The organism is Acinetobacter sp. X9 (assembly GCF_054889255.1).
In genome coordinates this window covers 3,071,857-3,093,271 of sequence record NZ_CM142679.1, presented here as the reverse complement: position 1 = coordinate 3,093,271, position 21,415 = coordinate 3,071,857, and the positions used below count along the sequence as shown (strand labels likewise).

Sequence of the window (21,415 nt, the reverse complement as noted above, 5' to 3'; positions counted from 1 at the left end):
TGAAAAGATCAGGTTTTAAACCTGATCTTCACAGAATTGTAAGAATGCTTTGAGGCCTGGACCCTGATATTTTTGACGGTGTACCAGCATATAAAGCGGACGGGTAAGCTGCCAGAATGGTGTATCTAAAATTACTAATTGTCCCTTTTCAATTAAAGGTTCAATGGCAAGTTTAGAAATACATGACATACCTAAACCACCAGCAACAATTTTTAAAATTGCTTCATTGTGACCTAGGGTTAAGCGAATATTCGCGTCTGGCAGATCTTGCAATATCGCATTATCAAACACTTCACGAGTTCCTGAGCCTTCTTCACGTAAAATCCATTCGACTTGAAGAAAATCATGCGCTGTTAGAGGTCTATTTAAACGTGCTAAAGGGTGATTTGGGGCACAGCAAACTGCAAGCTCATCATCACGCCAATGAATACATTGGAGTTGAGGTAAGTGACATGAGCCTTCAATTAAAGCTAAATCAAGTTGGAATTGATTGACTGCTTCAATCATTTGGCGTGTATTGCCCACTTGTAATTGCAAATGCGCTTTAGGGTGATGCTGTAAAAAGTTTGCCATTAAATCTGGCATGAGGTAATCACTAATCGTTAAAGTGGCCCCAATACGTAAATCAATGCTTTGCAATTCACCTTTTGCAGCTTGCTCAAAAGCTTCACAGCGACCTAATATTTCTAATGCTTGAGGCAATAGAAAACGACCTAAATCATTAAGCTGTAATCGTTTACCTAAACGATCAAATAGAGGCGCACCAAGACCATCCTCTAAATCGGCTAAAGCCATACTTGCTGCACTTTGCGTCAGTCTGACCGCATCACTCGCTTTGGTGACAGTTCCTTCTTGAGCGACTGCTACAAAAACAGCCAACTGGCGTAATGTCATGCGCATGTTTAAAAAGCCTTAACGTTTAAAAGTATTCATTATTTCGGCTGTCATGCTAACATGAGCGCACTATTTCATGCCACGTTGAAATCATGTCAATTGAAAAATTTAGCGTAGAAAAAGTTTTATCTGTACACCGGTGGACTCCAACTCTTTTCAGTTTCACCATGACTCGCCCTGCACATTTTAAATTTACTGCTGGGCAATTTGCACGTATTGGGCTAAAAGTTGGAGAAGAACTCGTTGTTCGTGCTTATTCGGTAGTCTCATCACCATTTGATGAAACGCTTGAGTTTTTTTCGATTGTGGTACCAGACGGTGCATTTACGTCAAATCTTCAACATTTAAAGGTAGGAGATGAGCTGTATTTAGAAAAAATACCTTATGGTTATTTGACTTTAGCTCGCTATCAACAACCTTTACCACATGATTTATGGTTATTGGCAACGGGTACAGGATTAGCTCCATTTTTATCTATGCTACAAGACTTCGATACATGGTCTAAATATCAAAAAATTAATTTGGTCTACAGTGTCCGTACCGCAGCTGAGTTAGCTTATGTTGATCGTATTCAAGAGATTGCTGAAACTTTTGGGGAAGGACATAACGGATTTAAATTTATTCCGATTATTACTCGAGATCCATCTGCGCCATTGCATGATCGTTTGCCGATTCTAATTGAAAATGGTGAATTAGAAAAATCTGCTGGTATAGAACTGAACCCTAACACGAGCCACGTCATGCTTTGCGGAAATCCGCAAATGGTAGATGACACGAAAGAGGCTTTAAAACGCCGTGGTTTGACGATGAATCGTCGAGGTGAGGGAAATATTGCGGTAGAAAATTACTGGTAATAAATTGCGGTGAAAACAACTTTATAATTAATTTTATGGATATGTTTATTAGTGGACAAACATATCCATAAATTCGCGAATTTCTGAAATTGCGCTGTCTACATCGGTTGAAAGCCAAGTTGGCTCAAAAAGACCCGCATAATGTTCCAAACGATCTTGTGGAACGACTAAGCGAACAGGACAGTCTTCTTCTAGTAAGCGCCAAGGTAAAATTGGAACATCATTGTCTAGAAAAATATTGATATTACGAATATCAACAATCATGGCATTAATGCAGTCAGGAAATGGCATGACGGAAAATTCTTCAGTACGGCGACGAAAATACTCTAAATCACCCCATTTGAGTTCATAACTTGGTTTATTAAATTCAATAATACCAATGAGATGTTCGTCTCTCGTCTGATGTATATAACATTGATGTGTGACGTCAGTGTCGAGATCAAGTGTTACGTTTTGCTGACGATACATCATAAAATAGAGCAGCTTTAAAACAAGGGGGCTTATTATAGCCTATTTTATAAAAAGTAAGCGCTAAAACATATTGTATTACAAATAGAACATTAAAGAAGCTCGAGCATAACTCGTTATTATTTTTAAATGGCTAAATATTTTTGCCTAAATTTTATACTGTTTTTATTATTTTAATAGTAGAGTTTTGCAACCGCAGACACCTTAGCATAATGCTTTTTCACACAATGCAACAAACCAAATTGCTATGATGATTATAAAGTTAATGATAAAAGAAGAGGGGAAAGAAGATGCATGATTTTTCAAAACCACCTCATGTGACGAGTCCTGAAGAAACTGCGAAAAAAAGAAGATTGCCAGTTTACATTTTAATTATTGTTGGGCTTTTTCTTATTGCACTCATCGTCTACATGGTTACTGATCACAGCAAAACACCTAAAGAAGAAGCAGCTTTTCAACATGAGGCTATACCACATGTTCTTGAGAGTCCTTCAGATTTAAATATCTATAAAGGGTAATAAGCTAACCAGTATATCTTGATAAAAAGCCTTTAGAATGTGACCTGAAGGCTTTTTTTGCAACCTTTTGCATCAATTTGTTGTATTTATGCAGAAGTGTGTTGATTACAAAATATTCAAAACATAAGGTGAGATAGACCGCATTTATTGTCATTTTTAACAACGAAAAGTGTTTTTCATAATTGATGGCACTGAAAAGAACATAACAATTGAGGACATAACAATATGAATGAATTTTTTGATGGGCCTCGCGGCGCTCAGTTTGATGCGATGTATTACTGGGATCAGTTTCATCCTATTTTAGCTGCAATCGTCATCTTACTAGTTGGCTGGATAATCGCTTTATTAGTTGCGGCAGGTGTAAAAAAACTTCTGCAAAAAGTAAATACCAATGCAAAATTATCTTCAGCAACTGGACGTGCTCCAAACATAGAAGGCCTTATTTCAAAAGTCGTATTCTGGTTTATTCTAATCTTAGCTGTGGTCGCAGCTCTCAATGTACTTAACATTAGTGGAGTTAGTGGCCCGTTCAGTAATATGGTAAATCAGGTACTCGTCTATATTCCAAATATTATTGCTGCTGTTGTGGTGGGTTTTATTGGTTGGATCGTTGCTCGACTGGTGCGAGCAGGGGTGACCAATGTTTTATCCCGAACTCAACTCGATGATAAGTTAAGCAGTGAAGTGGGTGTAGGTGGAATTAGCCAGAATATTGGTGAAATTCTTTACTGGCTTGTATTGTTACTTTTCCTTCCGATTGTTCTTTCAATATTAGGATTAACAGGCTTACTGATTCCAGTTCAAAATATGGTAAATGATGCCGTAGCATTCTTGCCAAATATCTTTATTGCTGGTGTTATCGTTTTTGTTGGTTATATCTTGGCAAAAATTGTACGCGGTATTGTTGAAGGTTTAGTAAATAGCTTAGGTGTTCAGGCTCAAGCTGAAAAAATTGGTCTTTTCAAAAGCTCTAACGTAGGCAAATTCTTAGGTTCATTTGTTTTCGCAATCATCATTATTACAACATTGATTGTAGCGTTTGAAGCTTTAGGCATTGAGACAATTTCTCAGCCAGCAACAGCAATGCTTAATGAGATCTTGCAGGCGATTCCAAACATTATTGCTGCTGGTTTAATTCTACTGGTTGCTTATATTGTTTCTCGTTTTGTTGGCCGCTTAGTTGCTGAATTAATTGCAGGTACAGGTGTTGATGAAATTCCTGCAAAGTTAGATGTACAACGCTTTTTAGGTCAAACTAAAGTTTCTAATGCAGTTGGCTGGCTAATTGTATTCTTTACTATGCTATTTGCAGTTTCTGAAGCTGCGGATCGTCTTGGTTTCGATCAAATTAGTGGTCTAATCGCAATGTTTATCCATTTCGGTGCAAACATTCTATTGGGCGCTGTAATCTTGGTTATTGGTTTCTGGCTTGCCAATGTTGTGGCGAACGTGGTTCAACGCGGCGAATATAATAGCTCGCGTTGGTTAGGTAGTTTAGTTCGTGTGTTAATTATTGGTCTCGTACTTGCGCTTGGTTTAAGAGCGATGGGTATTGCAGATTCAATCGTTAATCTTGCATTTGGTTTGACTCTAGGCGCAGTTGCAGTTGCTTTCGCTCTTGCATTTGGTTTAGGTGGTCGCCAACCAGCAGAAAGACTGTTGAGTGATTTGTTAGATAAAGCTAAAAAAGAAGCGAATGAACCGAATCCGCTTTATCAACCACCGTCTACTACCACAACGAGCAGCCCATCTGCTGGTAGCTCATCTGCAACTACGAGTTCGTCAACATCTACAGTTGCACCAACGACTACAACTTCACCGTCAACAGTTTCATCTGATGCAAAACCTGCTGACTCTGCACAAGTAAATCCAGCAGAACCACCAGTAAACAAACCGTTTGGATCTACTGGAGAAAATGACGAAATTTAGTAAGTAAAACTAATTTTCAGATAAACCGTACAAAAAATCTTTGATTTTTGTGATAAGTTCGACCACTCTATATTGAGTGGTCGAACTTTTTTTGGGCCATTATAAAAAGAAATAAGTGAGGAAAATACGATGAAGAAACCAGGTCGTTTTTTAGCACCGATTGTCATTGCGGGAATTACCGTAGGTTTTTTAGCAAGTGCTTATAAATTTGTGTTTAACAAATCTAATTCATCAAAACAGGCAACAACTCATACGCGTAATTCTGAAAAATCTTCAAATGATTCGAAAGCGTCAAATTAGCTTATTCATCATTTAAACGTATTGTGCTGCTGCATAAGCGGAAGACCAAGCCCATTGGAAGTTATAGCCTCCTAAATGGCCAGTTACATCAAGTACTTCGCCAATAAAAAATAATCCTTTTTGCTTTTTACTTTCCATGGTTTTGGAAGATACTTCGGTTGTATCAATTCCACCTAAAGTAACTTCGGCAGTACGATACCCTTCTGTACCTGATGGTTTGACAGTAAAGCCGTGTAACTGTTCGGCAATATGATCTAGCTGTGCATCACTGATATTACCAATCGCTGTTTCGCTCTGCTCTGACCATATAAGTTGTTGTAGCTCTTGGATAATACTTTTCGCAGTAAACTCACTAAGAAGGGTGCGCAATAGAACTTTAGGTTGTGCTTTCTTTTTATCTTTTAAATAAGTTGCTAAATCTTGGCTTGGGAAAAAGTCAATTTTAAAACTTTCGCCAGTATTCCAATAGTTTGAAAGCTGTAGGGAACTTGGTCCACTCAAGCCGCGATGCGTAAACAATAATGCTTCAGTAAAACTATTTTTCGAGTTACTTAGAGTCACATCTAAAGCATTGCCACTTAGGCGTGTAGTAACTTCTTTAATATGATCTGAAAAAGTAAATGGGACTAATCCTGCGCGAGTTGGATAAACTTGATGTCCAAACTTTTGTGCCAGTTCATAGCCAAATCCAGAACCACCCAAAGTTGGAATGGATAAACCACCTGTAGCAACCACTAATGACTCACAGCTAAATCGGCCTTGGTTTGTGTGTACAGTAAAACCGCCTTTTTCTAATGGATCAATCTGTACAGCTTCACATTGAGTTCGGATATCAACGTTATTGGTTTTATCACATTCACTCACTAGCATCTCTAAAATTTCTTTAGCGCCGTTTAGCGTGAATAATTGCCCGTGTTTCCGTTCTTCATAAGCAATTTTATAATCACATACCAGCCCAATAAAGTCCCAGTTGCTATAACGTGACAGGGCAGAAATAACGAAGTGCGAATTATGAGAAATATAGTTGTCAGGCTCTACATACAGGTTGGTAAAGTTACACTTGCCGCCGCCCGACATTAAAATCTTTTTACCAATTTTATTGGCTTTTTCTAAAACTAAAACCGAGCGCCCTCGTTTAGCAGCATGTGCAGCCAACATGAGTCCAGAAGCACCTGCACCTAAGACAATGACATCGACATGACTGTTAGACATAAGAGATTCTCGATTAATCGTGAAAATTTAAAAGGGGCATATACTATCATGCCGAGCCTTAGTCATGCTAAAGACATTTACTGCTATGCGGAGTAATGTGCACTAAAAGCTAATAAGTTATTGATGTGATTTATTTCTTATATCTGCCTGTAAACCACCAGAATGAATTGCCAGAATGCGAGTTCCTTCAGAAAAGTAATTATTCTTTATAAGATCAAACAGACCAAACATCATCTTTCCCGTATAGATCGGTTCAAGTGGTACCGCATGCTGCTCTTCAAAACTTTCTATAAACGCCAATAACTCGGGTGAAGTTTTTGCATACCCACCACAGCAGTATGCATCTGTCACAGACCAGTTCTGTTTTTTGGTCCACTGCCGAATTTCTTGTTGTAAAAAGTCACCTTTTAAAGCCGAAAATCCTAAGACTTTTTGATCGGCTGAACTCCTTTCAATAAGACCCGAAATCGTTCCGCCAGTTCCTACTGCACAGCAAATCACATCATAGTTTTGCAAATCGCTTTGACTGATAATTTCCTGACAACCTTGAACTGCCAGTTCATTGGTACCGCCTTCAGGAATAATGAAAGTTTCAGGAAATTGGTGCTGTAATTGTTGAAGATAGTTTGCATCTTCTCGTAAGCGATATTCATTGCGTGAGACAAAATGTAGATGCATTCCTAAACTTTGAGCTTTTGCTAAGGTTGGATTCAGAGGTTTGTCAGCTAACTCTTCACCACGAATAATTCCAATACTTCTTAAGCCAAAAAGATGAGCTGCATACGCAGTTGCGGCAATATGGTTGGAATAAGCGCCACCAAAAGTCAAAATGCTCGATAAACCTTGTTGTTTTGCGGCAAGCAAATTGTATTTTAATTTGAAAAATTTATTACCTGAGATTTGGGGATGAATTAAATCTAGCCGCTTAATGTCGAGATGAACTAAAGAGGGGAGTTCAATGTGCTGATAGGAAACAGGTTGGGCAATGTGATCAAACATTAGAAATTGAGAAAAATAATGATTGATCACATTGTAGCTTTTTAAAGAGGTTTTTAAAAAGCTGATTAAGAGCTTGTATCGACAGAAGTAATTACTGACATGCCAGGGCGTAAGTGTTCCATTCCTTCTTGATTTGGATCTATGGTGATACGCACGGCAATTCTTTGAACCACTTTGGTAAAGTTTCCTGTTGCATTGTCAGGCTTTAACACACTGAACTCGGAACCCGCAGCTGGTGAGATCTGCTCAACATGTCCTGTAAATTTTTTGTGTTTCATGGCATCGACTGTAAACCACGCTTTTTGTCCAACTCGCATATTGGCAATTTGGGTTTCTTTAAAGTTGGCAATCACCCAAGTTTGCTGTGGAATCAGATAGAGTAACTGTGATCCTGCGGCCACATATTGCCCAACACGAGGGTTCACCTCACCAAGTTGACCATCCATTGGAGCAACAATAACGCTATAGTCTTTGGTAGTTTGTGCCTGATCTAGTTGTGCCTTAGCACTGGAAACTTGTGCTTCTAAGCCAGCTTCTGCAACCTGCGCCGTTTTAAGTGCTTCTTTGGCAACTAAAACATTGGCTTCTGCCTGCTTCAGTGCTGCAAGGTTATTTTCAGCATCTGCTGCGGCTTTATCTTGCTCAGATTTAGATGCTGCTCCACTATTTCCTAACTGTTGATATCGTCTAAGTTGTGCTAAAGAAAGCTCATATTGAGCCCTAACTTGTTCAACTTTAGCCTGTGCAGCCACAATATCAGCTTGTTTTTGAGCAATAGACTGTGTCTGATTGGCTAAAGTATTTTTAGCTTGTTCAACTCCAGAAGCCGCTTGCGCTACTTTTTGGTCGTAAGTGGTTGCATCAATATGCATTAATACTTGACCCTTTTTAACGTGGTCAAAGTCCTTAACTAATACATCTTTAACATAGCCATTAATTTGCGACGATAAAATCGTTGTTTTACCTTTAACATAACTATTGTCAGTTTGCTGAACGCTTGTTGCGAAAGGTCCGATTCTCCATGCCCACAAAATCACTAAAATACCGACAATGAGCACAACTAGCATCCATAATAAAGTTGAGCGTTTTGTGGGAATCAGTTTACTCGCAGGTGCCGGTTCATTAGATGGAGCGGGAGCTGCTTGAGGTGGAGCTTGTTCTGGCTTGTTTTGATCATCTGACATATATCAATCTCAATTTCTATTTCATCAATAAAGAAGCCATTAAGGACGGCTAATTCCTCTGCGTTGTAGATATTTGCTACGTGCAATATTAAATCCACCCCACAAGAGGAGTGCGATAGCAAAAATACCGTTTAATGCAATAACGTCATTGTAGGCACGTACTTGCGCTTCACGAGTGACCACTTGATTAAGTGAACGCATGGATTGAGCTGTTTGTAATACTGGGTCAGTAGTCGTAACTGATGCGCTGCGTTGATATGTAGAGAGCCTTTGAGCAACTAGAGGGTCTGCTTGTTCTAAATCTTTAATAATCTCGACTTGATAGTTCTGCGTGCGGTGTTGTTGATAGGTCGAGAAGAAAGAAGACCCCACAAGACCACCAAAGGTTTGAGTTGCAGAGAACAGCACAATAAAAGTCACCACATACGAAGGGCCTTTAGCCAATGTTTGCGCAAAGCCAATCAGGAGCAATGGTCCAATAAATAAACCACCTGCAAAGCCTACTAAAAACTGACTTGCAAAGAAGTTAACAGGTCGGACATCACTGGTTAAGTGATAATCTAATCCACACGCGACTAAAATTAAAAATTCTGCAAAAAGTAAGTGGAAGATAATCCGTTCGCGTGAAAAAGTCAGTGCGCTAAAAAGTGTTCCGCTTAAAATCCCTATCAATATGACCACATAGAGTGGAACAAATTGGTCAGGACCCATTCCCATGGTTTTTAAGAAATTAACAGCTGCGTAGCTTTGTTCTGACATTAAAAGTCGAATAGCAAAGGCACCAAAAATGAAGCGTAGGGTCGAAGCGGCACCTAACCAGCGTGTCATAATTAATGGATTGGCACGATAGTGTTCATAGAGCAACCCCAAAACAACTAAACTAAAACCTGCAATTAAGACGTAAGCAAGCCATTCACTGTTAAACCACCATAAAATTGGACCTTGCGTGAGCACAATACACAAGCAGGCAAAACCTGGAGCCAATAAAGCAAATGTAAAGAAATCCTGCTTCTCAAAAACATAAATTCTTAAGCTTCGCGGTAATTTCAATGAAACGACCATGGCTAAACAACAAAGTGCTAAGCCGAGCTCAAAGGTATATAGAACAGACCAACTGTCTGTATTTACAAGAAATGGAGAAATAATCCAGGCGAGGGGAACACCTAACTGCTGAAAACCAAAGGCAATATATATACCTTTTGCCATGTCTGCTTTTTTAAAAGCTTGCATGGTGTAATACATACCTAAAGAGCTTAATGGCGCACCAGCTAAACCTGCCACAACTCGAGCGAATAGTGCCATTTCATAGGTATGCACAAAAATATGTAATACCAAAACCGCAATAAAAATCACGAGTCCTATTTCTGAAAACACTCTCAAACCATACTGTTGCCGGGCTTTAAATAAAATCAGGTTTGAACTGACATTTGCCATGACATAAGCAGCAGGCAACCAAGCCGCTTCGGAAGGAGTTAGACCATACTCACCTTGGATTAAAGGTAAATTTGCCGTAATAAAACCATTACTTAAGCTTGCCGAAAGGGCGATAAATAAACCAATAAAAAAGTAAATAAACCGCTTAGGTACAGAGTGTGCAATAGCTGCTGGTGAACCAGGTAAAGTCGGTTGCTCTTCTGGGGTCCAGTCGGGTGGTGTTTCTAAGTAACGAGGCGTTTTACTCATTCTATCCCTCGAATTTTTTGTATTTGAATACCATGAAATAGTAATTCAATTGCTCGTTTTGCTAAGCGAGTCTGTTCTTCTGGCTCATGTCCTTGAAATGAAGAACCCAACATTGCTGTGACCATTGCATAGTCATCGGCGGTCAGATCAGCTCGGCACAATTTTTGTTCTATCGCATTTTCAATCAGTGGGTTAAGTGCATTATTTCGCCGTTCATAAATTTTTAACATAATTGGATCTTGTCGATCAATCACTCTCCAAAAATCTTGCAAAATTGCGAGTTTGGGAAGTTGCCCAATATGTCCTTCAATTAAACGAAATAAACCATCCTCGAATTGTTGAAAATGAGCTGCTTTTTGCTCTAGCTGTGTAATCGCACGTTCTAAAAGTGCACTAATTAAAGCTTTTCGATCACAAAAGTTACGGTAGAACGTCGCTCTGCCTACACCAGCGTGGTCAATCACAACTTGTAAGGGAACATTAATACCATGAATACGAAAACATTCTTCGGCTGCATTGAGTAATTCATCCCGATTATGGGCAGCAATTTTTTGACGTTTACTCATGTCATCGGTTTGGGGGAGTTCTAAAGGTTATATATTTAACGGACATTTTTGTCCGTTGTGAAGATTTAAATTGTAAAAACATGAAAATTCAATTTTCATCATTTATATCTTCGCCATTTTTATATGTGTCACAAAAAGCTGTTAGAATACCGCGCAATTGCGTGATGCTAGGTCAATACAATGTTTGAGTCCCTTATTCCTCTTTTTTCAATTGCGATGGCATTGATGCTTGGAGCAATAAGTCCTGGGCCAAGCTTTATTTATGTTGCACAAAATTCAATTTCTAAATCACGTAAACATGGGTTGTTTACCGCTTTAGGGACGGGGACAGGTGCAGCACTTTTTGGTCTATTAGCAGTTATGGGATTGCAAGCAGTTTTATTAGCGGTGCCTTCTGCTTATCTAATTTTAAAAATTGGTGGTGGTCTATATTTACTTTGGCTGGCCTTTAAAATTATTAAACATGCTAAAGAACCAATTGCGGTGGAAAACGATGGCAAATCGAAAATGACCTATAAACAGGCATATCGATATGGCTTAATTACCCAGTTAAGTAATCCAAAAATCGCAGTTGTATTAGCCAGCGTATTTACGGCTTTACTACCAAAAGAAATCCCAAATTATTACTATGTGGCATTACCAGTGATTTGTTTTATGATTGATGCTGGATGGTATTCATGTGTTGCGATGCTGTTATCTTCAGAGAAGCCTCGAAAAATGTACTTAAAAGCAAAAACAGGGGTGGATCGAGTTGCTGGAAGTATTGTGACTTTATTGGGTTTAAAATTAATTTTCTTCAAATGATTATTCTTTAATTAAAATATCTACAAAATCCAAAGCCAGCTGTTTATAGTCTGGCTTTATTTTCGCGTAAAATATATACAAATTGAAATATCTTTTTTAGCACTTAAATACTTTAAAAGTGGTAACTTAATAAATAAAACAAAAAGAAATGAGGATCACGTTATGAAAAAACTAATGGTGAGCATTTCTGTAGTTTTTCTCATCTTAACTACAGGATGTGAGATGAGAACGATGAGTAAGCAACAACCGGCAAATGAGCGGGCCATGAGTATTGCTGGTTCTCCAGTTCACGAAAAGGACTATAAGATTTCCGATTTACATGCCAACAATCATGAGCAATCTAATTATTAAGTTACTTGCTGGATGTGCAACTTACTGTATTTTGAATATGGTAAATGCATGTGAGCCTGCTTCTTTAGATTGGGAGCTTTTTCAAGAGAAATATGATTTAAATCATGATGGCATGTATAGCCTAAAAGAGTTTCAACGTGTTGAAGACTTTTATCCCTATAACTGGCCGAGTGATAAGCGTTTTCAAGGTGAAAACAAGCAGACAGAGCTATTTCATTATTTAGATGAAAATAAGAATGGCTATTTAACAAATGAAGAGTTGGGAAATATACACGTTTTATTTAATAACCCTTGCGAAGGGTGGCCGTGGTCCTAATTTAGTAAGCCTCTTTTAAACCTATTCAAAGTCCTTAAAAACAAAAAAGCTCCCAATTTAGGGAGCTTTTTTTGAAAGCAGATTAAGAAACTTTATCGCCAGGTTTCGCACCGCTGTCTGGAGAAATAATGAAAATACCTTCACCATTTCCGGCAGCAAGTACCATGCCGTTTGAAATACCAAAACGCATTTTTCGTGGTGCAAGGTTAGCAACCATAACAACCAATTTACCTTTTAGGTCTTCTGGTGTGTATTGACTACGAATACCACTAAATACATTGCGTGGTTCAGCTTCACCAACGTCTAAAGTAAGTTGTAGTAGTTTATCTGAACCTTCAACTGTACCTGCTTCAATGACCTGAGCAACACGCAAGTCAACTTTTAAGAAGTCTTCGATACCGATAATTTCAGCTTCACCCACTGCTGGAGCAGGGGCAGCTTTTTTCTCGGCAACTTTGTCCTTTTTCGCCGTTGCTTTAGTTGCTTCTGAAGCAGAAGCACCTAAAGACTCTTTAGAAGCATCAACCATAGCTGCAACAGCTTTTGGATCAACACGCTGCATAAGCGGTTGGAACTGCGCAATCTCATGGCTTACAAGAATTTGTTTGCGTGACTCGAAATCGAAACTTTCAAGTTTTAAGAAATCTTGAACTTGTTGAGCTAAAGTTGGCAGAACTGGAGCCAAGTACACCGCTAATTGACGGAATAAGTTGATACCCACAGAGCAGACGTCAAGAACTTGTTGCTGTTGACCTTCTTGTTTAGCAAGTGCCCAAGGCTTTTTCTCATCAATATATTGGTTTGCACGGTCAGCTAGTGCCATAATTTCACGGATCGCCGTAGAGAATTCACGTGCTTCATATGCAGCAGCGATTGAATCGCCAGCATCAATAAAACTTTGTACTAAATCAGTTTCTGCACATTGAGCAGATAACGTATTGTTAAAGCTGCTGTTAATGAATTTCGCACAACGGCTAGCAATATTAACGACTTTACCGACTAAGTCTGAATTTACTTTTTGAACAAAGTCATCAAGATTTAAGTCAGAGTCTTCAACTTTATCTGAAAGCTTAGATGCAAAGTAGTAGCGTAAATATTCTGGGTTTAAATGCTGTAAGTAAGTCTCGGCCTTAATGAAAGTACCACGTGACTTAGACATTTTTTGTCCATTTACAGTCAAGAAACCATTTACAAAAAGACCAGTTGGAGTGCGATAGTTCGCACCTTCAAGCATTGCAGGCCAGAATAAAGCATGGAAATAAACAATGTCTTTCCCAATAAAATGATAAACATCGTTTTGACTGTCTTTTTTCCAGAAATCATCAAAGTTTAAATCGGGGCGTTTAGTTTTGATGTAGTTTTCAAAACTAGACATATAACCAATTGGGGCATCTACCCATACGTAGAAATATTTATTTGGTGCGTCTGGAATTTCAAAGCCAAAATATGGTGCATCACGAGAAATATCCCAGTCTGCTAAACCAGCTTCAAACCATTCATCTAACTTGTTCGCAATTGAAAGAGGTAAACGACCTTCATCACGCGTCCATTTTTGTAAATATTCAGAGAAGTTTGGAAGCTTGAAGAAATAGTGATCTGATGATTTTTCAACTGGTGTTGCGCCACTTAATGTTGAACGTGGATTAAGTAACTCAGTTGCATTATAAGTCGTACCACACACTTCACATGAGTCGCCGTATTGATCTTCTGACTTACATTTTGGGCATGTACCTTTAATGAAACGGTCAGACAAGAACATCCCTTTTTCTGGGTCAAATAATTGAGTTACAGGACGGACTGCAATATTTCCAGCTTCACGGTTTTTAATGTAGATATCTGTTGAACGTGCTTTGTTTGCATCGCTATGCGTTGAATCGTAATGATCGAAATGTACGCCAAAACCGTCAAAATCACGGATGTGTTCTTTTTGAACATTCGCAATTTGCTCTTCTGGGCTAATACCATTTGCTTCGGCACGTAGCATAATTGCTGTACCGTGAGCATCATCCGCACATACATAAGTCACATCATGACCCATTGCTCGCATGGCACGAACCCAGATATCTGCCTGGATGTAACCGAGTAAATGACCCATATGAATTGGACCATTAGCATAAGGGAGGGCATTAGTGACTAAAATTTTACGCACGGATTTCATTCTCTCATTCGTATTTATAAGGTGGAAGATTTTAACTGATGCACGGAGATAAGCAAAGATTAATAATCTCCAGCTTGGCATAAGCGATTTCTATTAAAATGGATTTTGGTCAGGCATGGTTTCTCTTTAGAACAGATAAACAAATCAAAAAATATTTGAATCTTCCTGTATTGTCTTTGTTTCAAATTGCAGTTACGGTCAGAAAATAAGCCATAACGATGTATAACTAATAACTTATTCAGGTAATTTTTTAATTAACTATGAGGATAACAACGATGACTACAGAAAATAAATTAGATGAATTAAAGGCAAAAGCGGCTGATGCAAAAGTACAAGGTGAAAAAGCTTTGGACGATTTAAAGGAAAATGTAAAAGAGAAGCAAGCTGCTGGTAAAGAAGCAGTTGAAGATAAGGTAGACCAATTAAAGGCAAAAGCAGCTGATGCGAAAGTACAAGGTGAAAAAGCTTTGGACGATTTAAAGGAAAATGTAAAAGAGAAGCAAGCTTCTGGTAAAGAGGCTCTTGAAGAAAAAGCAACTGATTTAAAAGGTAAACTTGAGGATGCTCAGCATAGTCTACAAGATAAGTTTGATCACTTGCGTACAGAAGCAGCTCATAAACTTGACGATGCTAAAGCCAAAGCTGCGGAATTAAAGGAAGAGGCTGCTACAAAATTGGATGAGTTGAAAACACAAGCAACCGCAAAACTTGATGAGTTGAAGAAAACTGCAACCGATAAACTCAATAAATTAAAGAATCATGATTCTGCTGAATAAGCTGATTTAAACTAAAATCTGCACTCCTTACCTAAAAGATGAGATCTGAAGTGAGTAATTATTCATCCCAAGGTGAGCGAGTGTGGAGCAATACTGTTACACTATCTCCATTAAGCTGTAATGATCTGTTTTTGGAGTAAACAATATGTCTTGGCTTTCTTCATTAAAGTCCGTTTTTTCACCCGCACAAGAAGTGAAAGAAGATGAAATCCAAACCGTACTCCAAAATTATTTATTACCGCATTCAAAAGATGCTTTAAAGGAGCGCATTAGTCAGCTTCAAGTTCAGGGTCGTATATTACAACTCACTATAAATACATTTCCTGATGAAAAAGAGCATTTGCAGCAAATCCATGATGATTTAGCTGGTGCATTAGAAAAGTGCGGTATTGAAGAACTTAATTTACACGTGGTGCAACAGAAGCGCCCTACACAAGAAAGTTCAAATTTACCTCCTGTGCTTGATGCCTCGCCGAAATCAGAACCAGATCCAAATAATCCACCGATTCAAAAAGCCGCTCCGCAACAGAGAGATGTTCCACTTCATCCTCGCATTAAGAATGTTATTTTAGTTTCATCTGGTAAAGGTGGGGTGGGTAAATCGACAACTACGGTTAATTTGGCGCTTGCCTTACAAAAAATGGGACTTAAGGTTGGGGTATTAGATGCTGACATCTATGGTCCAAGTATTCCCACAATGCTAGGAAACGCTGGCAAAACTCCACTTATTGAAAGTGAAAATTTTGTACCTTTAGATGCTTATGGTATGGCTGTGCTTTCTATTGGACATTTAACTGGTGATAACAACACACCTGTTGCATGGCGTGGACCAAAGGCAACAGGCGCTTTAATGCAACTGTTTAATCAAACGCTTTGGCCTGATTTAGATGTACTCATGATTGATATGCCACCAGGTACTGGTGATATTCAGCTTACGCTTGCACAGCGTATTCCGGTTACAGGCTCCATCATTGTGACTACTCCACAAAATGTTGCCTTGCTTGATGCGACCAAAGGAATTGAATTATTTAATAAAGTGGGTATTCCAGTATTAGGTGTTGTCGAAAACATGTCGACTCATATTTGCTCAAACTGTGGTCATGAAGAGCAAATTTTTGGTATCGGTGGTGGTGATAAGCTTTCCGAGCAATACCATATTCCATTGTTAGGCCGTTTGCCTCTAAATGCTCAAATACGTGAACATGCTGATCAGGGTAAACCGAGCGTTGTGGCAATGGATGATGCGGCTGATAGTTATATTGAGATTGCTAAAGCAGTCTGGCAGCAGATTGAAAAAATCCCTCAACGCACACGTGATGATAAGCGTATTTTCTAATTTATTAAAACCCGGCTTTAAGTCGGGTTTTTTATCATCTGATTAAAATAAAAAATTAAATTACTGAATCCTAATAACAAAGCTGAACTTGAAATTGGCATGTAGATTGCTACCTTACACTTTTTAAAAAGAAAGGTTAAAAAATGCAATTTAAGTATAGTTTGGGCGTAATCAGTTTATGTAGCGCTTTATTTTTAGTTGGATGTAACGATGACAACTCATCTGTTTCACAAACACCAACAGTTCAGGAACAAAAACAGAAGTTACAGCCGATCATTATTCAGGGTGCTTTGCCAGTAGAATCGGAAAAAATGGCTTCAAAATTAGAGAATAAGACTATTGAAGAAATTGGTGGGTGGAAATTCTGGAAGGGTACCTATAACGGTTATCCAATGATTATTTCTAAAACTCGCATGGGTATGAGTAACTCTGCTGCAGCAACTGCTCTAGCGATTGAGCGTTATAAACCGATTGCGATCATTAATCAGGGAACCTCAGGTGGACATGATCCTGATTTGCACGTTTACGATATTGTTTTAGGAAAATATACAACCAATATTGGTGCATTTAGAACACCTAAACAGCCAGTGGGCGGTGGTTCAGACTCACTCACATGGGTTGAGGCTTTTGATGTTTTGCCAACTCAAGAATCAAATCCAGAACCGATTGCAATACGCAAATTTGAAGGTGACCAAGAGTTGTTAATGGCAGCACATAAAGTCCGTTATGATAAAGGTGATGTGGTTGAAGGAACGATTGGTTCAGCAGATGTCTGGAATAATGAGCTAGATCGTATTCAATTTTTCCATCAACGTTATGGTACTTCTGTTGAAGAAATGGAAGCGGCTTCTGTTGCACAAATTGCAAGCCAGTTTAATGTTCCTTTCCTAGGCATTCGAATCTTATCTAATAATATTACCAATAACGGAGCTTATGACCCTGGTACAGGAGAGGCTTGCCAAGAATATGTGCTTAGTGTGGCCGAAGAATATATGAAATCAAAACTACCGAAATAATGATTTAAACTTATGCAAGAAGAGTGAAGCTTTTATAAAACCTCTTCTTGCTTCTTTTGATGATGTCTACTTTTCCAGTTTTTAACAACCATCCAGCGCCAGAAAATTTCTGTGCATATATATAAAATAACCGCAAATACAAAAGCTTCTACAACAAGTCCAGTCATCAAGATTTTCGCAAGACTAAAATCAATGTGGCCATGGCCGAAATGAGTAATCCAACGAGAAATCTGATGCAATACACCTAGCAGCATTTCTTTGTTAATCATATGCACATGAAAAATATGAGCACCAAACCAAAATCCAATATATAGAATAGGAACTAATGTAAGCGGGTTACTTAACCAAGCGAGCATCAAGCTAATTGGTAAATTTACTTCAAATAGTAATACCGCCATCACAATAAATACGCTGTGAAAAGGAATAGGCAGTAAACCAAAAAAAGTTCCAACAAAAACAGCTCGGGTGATTGATTTTCGATTGACATACCAAAGCACAGGATTAAGGGTCTTTTTACCAAAAATCCTTAGAAATTTCATATTTGAAACTTTCTCGGGGGAGGGAAGCCAAGATTGAAAAAAATGCTTTGCCATAATCATTAAGGGTAGTAAAGCGCGATGCTCTATATAAAAAATCAGAAACAATATATGAATTGAAACTTATTAAAAGCTTAAAATTTAAACTTACCATTACTATATATTTTTTATTATAAAGACTTTTGATGGAAAAATAGACTTAAAATAAAAATACTTATGTTACTTAATGCGTAATCTATTTGAAAAGCATCACAACTGACCGTAAAGTTTTCTTCTCTAATTTTTGAAATAATTTTATAAATATTTGTTTTTATATACTTTATTTTAATTTTGAAAATAATTTGAAATACTTTGTCTTACAATTACCTTTTGCCTTGTGACAGGATATCTATTAATCTGAGATGACTATATTGTGAGGTCATTCAATGATTTCATGGCTTTTTATTGGCTTAGTAGCCACAATTTTACTTACTCCAGGCCCAACCAATACACTACTCGCTTCTTCAGGGGTACAAGTGGGTTTAAGGAAGTCAGTAAAACTTATTCCAGCAGAAGTTTTGGGTTATGTCATCTCTATTTCTGCATGGGGAATGCTGATTGGAAAAGTGTCTAGCACACTACCAATTCTGCCGCCTATTCTAAAGCTATTGAGCGCTTGCTATATTATTTTCTTAGCCATCAAGTTATGGCATACGGCAAATCAAGAAGTTGAATTAAATCAGCCAACGATTCGTGCTCGTGAGTTATTCTGCGCCACTTTATTAAACCCAAAAGCATTACTGTTTGCCTCAGCAATTTTCCCAGTAGCTGCATGGAGTAATTTTCATATTTATTTAATTCATATGATGGCTTACTTGGCACTTATTACCCCAATTGCATTGTTCTGGATTTTTTTGGGATCGGTTTTAGCATCTAAGAAAGTGGGTTGGTTAAATCAAACTAACTTGCAAAAAACTGCCTCGCTTGTTTTGGTCAGCTTTTCAATTCCAATTAGTTATTCTGCTTTACTGAACCTTTAAATGTACCGCTGAGCTATTCTTATTTGTTTGAGTAGCTTTGTGTTGTTTTCATAATTGGTTTTTTAAGTTAAAGTACGTCGAAATCAATGAATTTACCTTTTGGATAGAAAATACATGGCCATTAAGTCTGATCGTTGGATTCGCGAAATGAGCGAAAAACACGGCATGATTGAACCTTATGCAGAGAATCAAGTCCGTTTTGATAAAAATGGTGAAAAGTTGATTTCCTACGGGGTCTCTAGCTATGGTTATGATGTACGCTGTGCCCGTGAATTCAAGGTTTTTACAAACGTACATTCTGCAATTGTCGATCCAAAGAATTTTGATGACAAAAGTTTTATCGATATTGAGTCTGACGTTTGTATTATTCCGCCAAACTCATTTGCTCTAGCGCGTACAATTGAATATTTCCGTATACCTCGCAATGTGTTAACAGTGTGCTTAGGTAAATCGACCTACGCTCGTTGCGGTATTATTGTAAATGTGACTCCATTAGAACCTGAATGGGAAGGTCACGTTACGTTAGAATTTTCAAATACGACAAATTTACCTGCACGTATTTATGCTGGGGAAGGCGTAGCACAAATGCTATTCTTTGAAAGTGATGAAGTATGTGAAACCTCTTATAAAGATCGTGGTGGTAAATACCAAGGTCAAACAGGTGTTACGCTTCCCAAAACCTAATGTTTCCTCGATGAAAAGATTTTAAAAATAATGGGTCACTGAGGTGGCCCAATTTTATAAATAAAATTTTTATGAGAAGCGTTTATCGGAATTATGATAAACGACAGTTTCCTTTTGTAGAAAATGATATAAAATGATCAATAATTGATTTGTTTTTTTGTTCTGCATCACAGAATTTAAAAGCAAATATGATTGATATAGGCTCTCTTTGATAATGTTTAGTTAAATACATTATCAAATGTAGATAGGCCAAATAAAAAGAAATTAAACAGGATTAAGCCCCCACGGATACGGAGGTCGGCCATGCGACAGTTTACGTCACTTCGAGTAGCACTTTTGACACTCGGAAGCTTATGTTTTTCTTCAGCTTACGCTGCTTCTACACTAGTCCCTATGTCAGATTCGGAACTATCAGCAACTCGGGGCCAAGCCTTGATGAGTATGTCTTATATTGCGCCTACGGACTCTGCAAACTTAGAAAAATTGCGTGATAGTAATAGCAATGTGGGTTTTTATAAATTAGGTTTAGATGCTGATGTCGAAATTAATACTAATATACGCAAGCTTCAATTAGGGTGTGGCGGTGTTAATGGTACTGGAGCATGTGATATTGATATTGATAACTTAAGTTTGAGTGGTATTTCTGATACAAATGATGGCCGCGCTAGTTCATCTGCAAAAATAACTAATCCATTTATTGAATTTGCAATTAAAAATCCTAATAGTACTTCGTTACGCGAAGTAACTGGGATGCGAGTAAGTGCAGAGGCTATCGAAGGTTTATTAACTTTTGGTACTGAAAATGGACCAACTAAAAGTGGTATTAATTCTTTAAGTGGTTATATGGAGGTTGCTCAAGCTGGAGGTACAGTTAAAGTAAATCCTGTAAGTGGTTTGAGACCAGCTGATGTGAATAATACTCAAATTTCTGGTGAAGCTTGTGGGTATCTAGCTTGTGTACCTTTTAAGACATATGACTATACATTGAATTTAACGACAGATGCAGCTGGCAACTCAACTGATAAATTGACTGGTACTTTAGTTCTACCTCAGCAAACAATTACTGGTAAACGTATTTCTGTAGCGCCATTAAAAGCCACAGCAACGGTAAGTGGTATTAATGTATCAGGTAATATTAAGGCTATGGCGGCAGGAATTTTAAATTTAGATAAATCTGTTACAGGTTCTATTAATAATTTAACTGTGAATGTTGATATTTCAGAAGATTTGGGATTTTTCCACAAAGCTAACTTAAATGGTTCCCCTGTTTCATTATCGCTTCAGGGAAATGATATACGTTGGCCTGGTTCTAAATCGATAGCGCAGCGAGGCTGGTGGTTAGAACTTTCAAATCCAATTGATATTGGAGATATTACTCCGGTCGATTCTGTAAGTATTGCAAATAAAACAATTGAAGAGACTTTAGCACTTGTAAGTGAGAAATTAAGTACGGGTACAAGAGGCGATACAAAAGTAGACTGCGGTGCTGTAGGTCTTTTAAGTTGTATTGGTGGTAGCACGATTAATATTGGCAACTTAAATTTAGCAGGTGCAACTCCAGTACAGATGTCATTAAGCAATTTGGTTTTAAAAAATCAAAGTTTCGCACCTAACTGTCATGGAGCAAATGTAAAATTTTGCTAAAAGTTTAAACTATTTCATTCATCGGAAATTTAGATTTTTATGCCTTTTTTTTTGCATTTGTGCAAATATTGCACATAATGGAAATGTGGAAAAGTTGGCAATATCTTTTAGATTTGTCTCTTTGCATAAGGTGAAAAGGAGAAATTCACCTGACCTCAAGGATTGTTA

General features: G+C 38.0%; 22 protein-coding genes. 13 read left to right on the top strand and 9 right to left on the bottom strand.

Annotation, left to right across the window (positions count from 1 at the left end; all coding sequences use genetic code 11):
* Positions 1-15: 15 nt before the first annotated feature.
* Positions 16-900, bottom strand: a complete 885-nt coding sequence (gigC, locus tag ACYU0V_RS14730) for a LysR family transcriptional regulator GigC (protein ID WP_002120024.1) — start codon at positions 898-900, stop codon at positions 16-18.
* Between the two features lie 86 nt (positions 901-986).
* Here gigC and ACYU0V_RS14725 point away from each other — a divergent pair, with 86 nt between their 5' ends.
* The gene (locus ACYU0V_RS14725) at positions 987-1,748 is read left to right on the top strand and encodes a ferredoxin--NADP reductase (protein ID WP_017399772.1); all 762 of its coding nucleotides are present in this window, start codon (positions 987-989) and stop codon (positions 1,746-1,748) included.
* A 48-nt stretch (positions 1,749-1,796) separates the two neighbouring features.
* On the opposite strand, the gene ACYU0V_RS14720 is transcribed toward ACYU0V_RS14725, so the two are convergent.
* A complete protein-coding gene (locus tag ACYU0V_RS14720) occupies positions 1,797-2,216 on the bottom strand; it encodes a hypothetical protein (protein WP_014205905.1) in 420 nt (139 codons plus the stop codon).
* Between the two features lie 290 nt (positions 2,217-2,506).
* Here ACYU0V_RS14720 and ACYU0V_RS14715 point away from each other — a divergent pair, with 290 nt between their 5' ends.
* The 3 genes from ACYU0V_RS14715 (at position 2,507) to ACYU0V_RS14705 (ending at position 4,963) form a co-directional block, all read left to right on the top strand.
* On the top strand, positions 2,507-2,734 hold the full coding sequence (locus ACYU0V_RS14715) for a hypothetical protein (RefSeq protein WP_126645179.1): 228 nt from the start codon (positions 2,507-2,509) through the stop codon (positions 2,732-2,734).
* Positions 2,735-2,959: 225 nt separating this feature from the next.
* A complete protein-coding gene (locus ACYU0V_RS14710) occupies positions 2,960-4,663 on the top strand; it encodes a mechanosensitive ion channel (protein WP_017481287.1) in 1,704 nt (567 codons plus the stop codon).
* 129 nt (positions 4,664-4,792) lie between these two features.
* Positions 4,793-4,963 carry a hypothetical protein gene (locus tag ACYU0V_RS14705; protein ID WP_002120038.1) on the top strand — a complete coding sequence of 57 codons (171 nt, stop codon included), beginning with the start codon at positions 4,793-4,795 and terminating at the stop codon, positions 4,961-4,963.
* A gap of 12 nt (positions 4,964-4,975) precedes the next feature.
* Here the strand turns inward: ACYU0V_RS14705 and ACYU0V_RS14700 are convergent, their stop codons facing one another.
* The 5 genes from ACYU0V_RS14700 to ACYU0V_RS14680 all read right to left on the bottom strand — a co-directional run bounded on the left by ACYU0V_RS14700 (position 4,976) and on the right by ACYU0V_RS14680 (position 10,607).
* A complete protein-coding gene (locus ACYU0V_RS14700) occupies positions 4,976-6,175 on the bottom strand; it encodes a BaiN/RdsA family NAD(P)/FAD-dependent oxidoreductase (protein WP_461848039.1) in 1,200 nt (399 codons plus the stop codon).
* A 117-nt stretch (positions 6,176-6,292) separates the two neighbouring features.
* Positions 6,293-7,174 carry a 1-aminocyclopropane-1-carboxylate deaminase/D-cysteine desulfhydrase gene (locus tag ACYU0V_RS14695; protein WP_199114107.1) on the bottom strand — a complete coding sequence of 294 codons (882 nt, stop codon included), beginning with the start codon at positions 7,172-7,174 and terminating at the stop codon, positions 6,293-6,295.
* A gap of 65 nt (positions 7,175-7,239) precedes the next feature.
* Entirely contained in the window at positions 7,240-8,358 is a 1,119-nt protein-coding gene (locus tag ACYU0V_RS14690; protein WP_417889366.1) for an HlyD family secretion protein, read from the bottom strand.
* A gap of 39 nt (positions 8,359-8,397) precedes the next feature.
* On the bottom strand, positions 8,398-10,041 hold the full coding sequence (locus tag ACYU0V_RS14685; RefSeq protein WP_199114103.1) for an MFS transporter: 1,644 nt from the start codon (positions 10,039-10,041) through the stop codon (positions 8,398-8,400).
* Entirely contained in the window at positions 10,038-10,607 is a 570-nt protein-coding gene (locus ACYU0V_RS14680) for a TetR/AcrR family transcriptional regulator (protein ID WP_002120318.1), read from the bottom strand. Before ACYU0V_RS14680 ends, ACYU0V_RS14685 begins: the two co-directional genes overlap by 4 nt.
* 180 nt (positions 10,608-10,787) lie before the next feature.
* Between ACYU0V_RS14680 and ACYU0V_RS14675 the strand changes: the two genes are divergently transcribed.
* The 3 genes from ACYU0V_RS14675 to ACYU0V_RS14665 all read left to right on the top strand — a co-directional run bounded on the left by ACYU0V_RS14675 (position 10,788) and on the right by ACYU0V_RS14665 (position 12,078).
* Complete coding sequence (locus ACYU0V_RS14675) at positions 10,788-11,411, top strand: LysE family translocator (RefSeq protein WP_068565957.1); 624 nt, start codon at positions 10,788-10,790, stop codon at positions 11,409-11,411.
* 162 nt (positions 11,412-11,573) lie between these two features.
* Entirely contained in the window at positions 11,574-11,762 is a 189-nt protein-coding gene (locus tag ACYU0V_RS14670) for an NF038215 family lipoprotein (protein ID WP_068565954.1), read from the top strand.
* Positions 11,731-12,078, top strand: coding sequence for an EF-hand domain-containing protein (locus ACYU0V_RS14665; protein WP_081309825.1), 348 nt, complete (start codon positions 11,731-11,733; stop codon positions 12,076-12,078). Before ACYU0V_RS14670 ends, ACYU0V_RS14665 begins: the two co-directional genes overlap by 32 nt.
* A gap of 82 nt (positions 12,079-12,160) precedes the next feature.
* Here the strand turns inward: ACYU0V_RS14665 and metG are convergent, their stop codons facing one another.
* Positions 12,161-14,227: a methionine--tRNA ligase gene (metG, locus tag ACYU0V_RS14660; RefSeq protein ID WP_461849954.1), complete on the bottom strand. Its 2,067-nt coding sequence runs from the start codon at positions 14,225-14,227 to the stop codon at positions 12,161-12,163.
* Positions 14,228-14,511: 284 nt separating this feature from the next.
* Between metG and ACYU0V_RS14655 the strand changes: the two genes are divergently transcribed.
* The 3 genes from ACYU0V_RS14655 (at position 14,512) to ACYU0V_RS14645 (ending at position 17,364) form a co-directional block, all read left to right on the top strand.
* Positions 14,512-15,012: a hypothetical protein gene (locus tag ACYU0V_RS14655; protein ID WP_017386611.1), complete on the top strand. Its 501-nt coding sequence runs from the start codon at positions 14,512-14,514 to the stop codon at positions 15,010-15,012.
* Positions 15,013-15,157: 145 nt separating this feature from the next.
* Positions 15,158-16,348, top strand: coding sequence for an iron-sulfur cluster carrier protein ApbC (apbC, locus tag ACYU0V_RS14650; RefSeq protein WP_005071039.1), 1,191 nt, complete (start codon positions 15,158-15,160; stop codon positions 16,346-16,348).
* A gap of 143 nt (positions 16,349-16,491) precedes the next feature.
* On the top strand, positions 16,492-17,364 hold the full coding sequence (locus ACYU0V_RS14645) for a 5'-methylthioadenosine/S-adenosylhomocysteine nucleosidase (protein ID WP_461848036.1): 873 nt from the start codon (positions 16,492-16,494) through the stop codon (positions 17,362-17,364).
* A 32-nt stretch (positions 17,365-17,396) separates the two neighbouring features.
* On the opposite strand, the gene ACYU0V_RS14640 is transcribed toward ACYU0V_RS14645, so the two are convergent.
* Positions 17,397-17,963 (bottom strand): DUF2062 domain-containing protein, encoded by a 567-nt coding sequence (locus tag ACYU0V_RS14640; protein WP_016802582.1) that lies wholly within the window; start codon positions 17,961-17,963, stop codon positions 17,397-17,399.
* Between the two features lie 362 nt (positions 17,964-18,325).
* Between ACYU0V_RS14640 and ACYU0V_RS14635 the strand changes: the two genes are divergently transcribed.
* The 3 genes from ACYU0V_RS14635 to ACYU0V_RS14625 all read left to right on the top strand — a co-directional run bounded on the left by ACYU0V_RS14635 (position 18,326) and on the right by ACYU0V_RS14625 (position 21,247).
* On the top strand, positions 18,326-18,919 hold the full coding sequence (locus ACYU0V_RS14635; protein ID WP_206236741.1) for a LysE family translocator: 594 nt from the start codon (positions 18,326-18,328) through the stop codon (positions 18,917-18,919).
* A gap of 114 nt (positions 18,920-19,033) precedes the next feature.
* Positions 19,034-19,603: a dCTP deaminase gene (dcd, locus tag ACYU0V_RS14630; protein WP_002120290.1), complete on the top strand. Its 570-nt coding sequence runs from the start codon at positions 19,034-19,036 to the stop codon at positions 19,601-19,603.
* A gap of 303 nt (positions 19,604-19,906) precedes the next feature.
* Positions 19,907-21,247: a hypothetical protein gene (locus tag ACYU0V_RS14625; RefSeq protein ID WP_060466141.1), complete on the top strand. Its 1,341-nt coding sequence runs from the start codon at positions 19,907-19,909 to the stop codon at positions 21,245-21,247.
* The last annotated feature ends 168 nt before the right edge of the window (positions 21,248-21,415 follow it).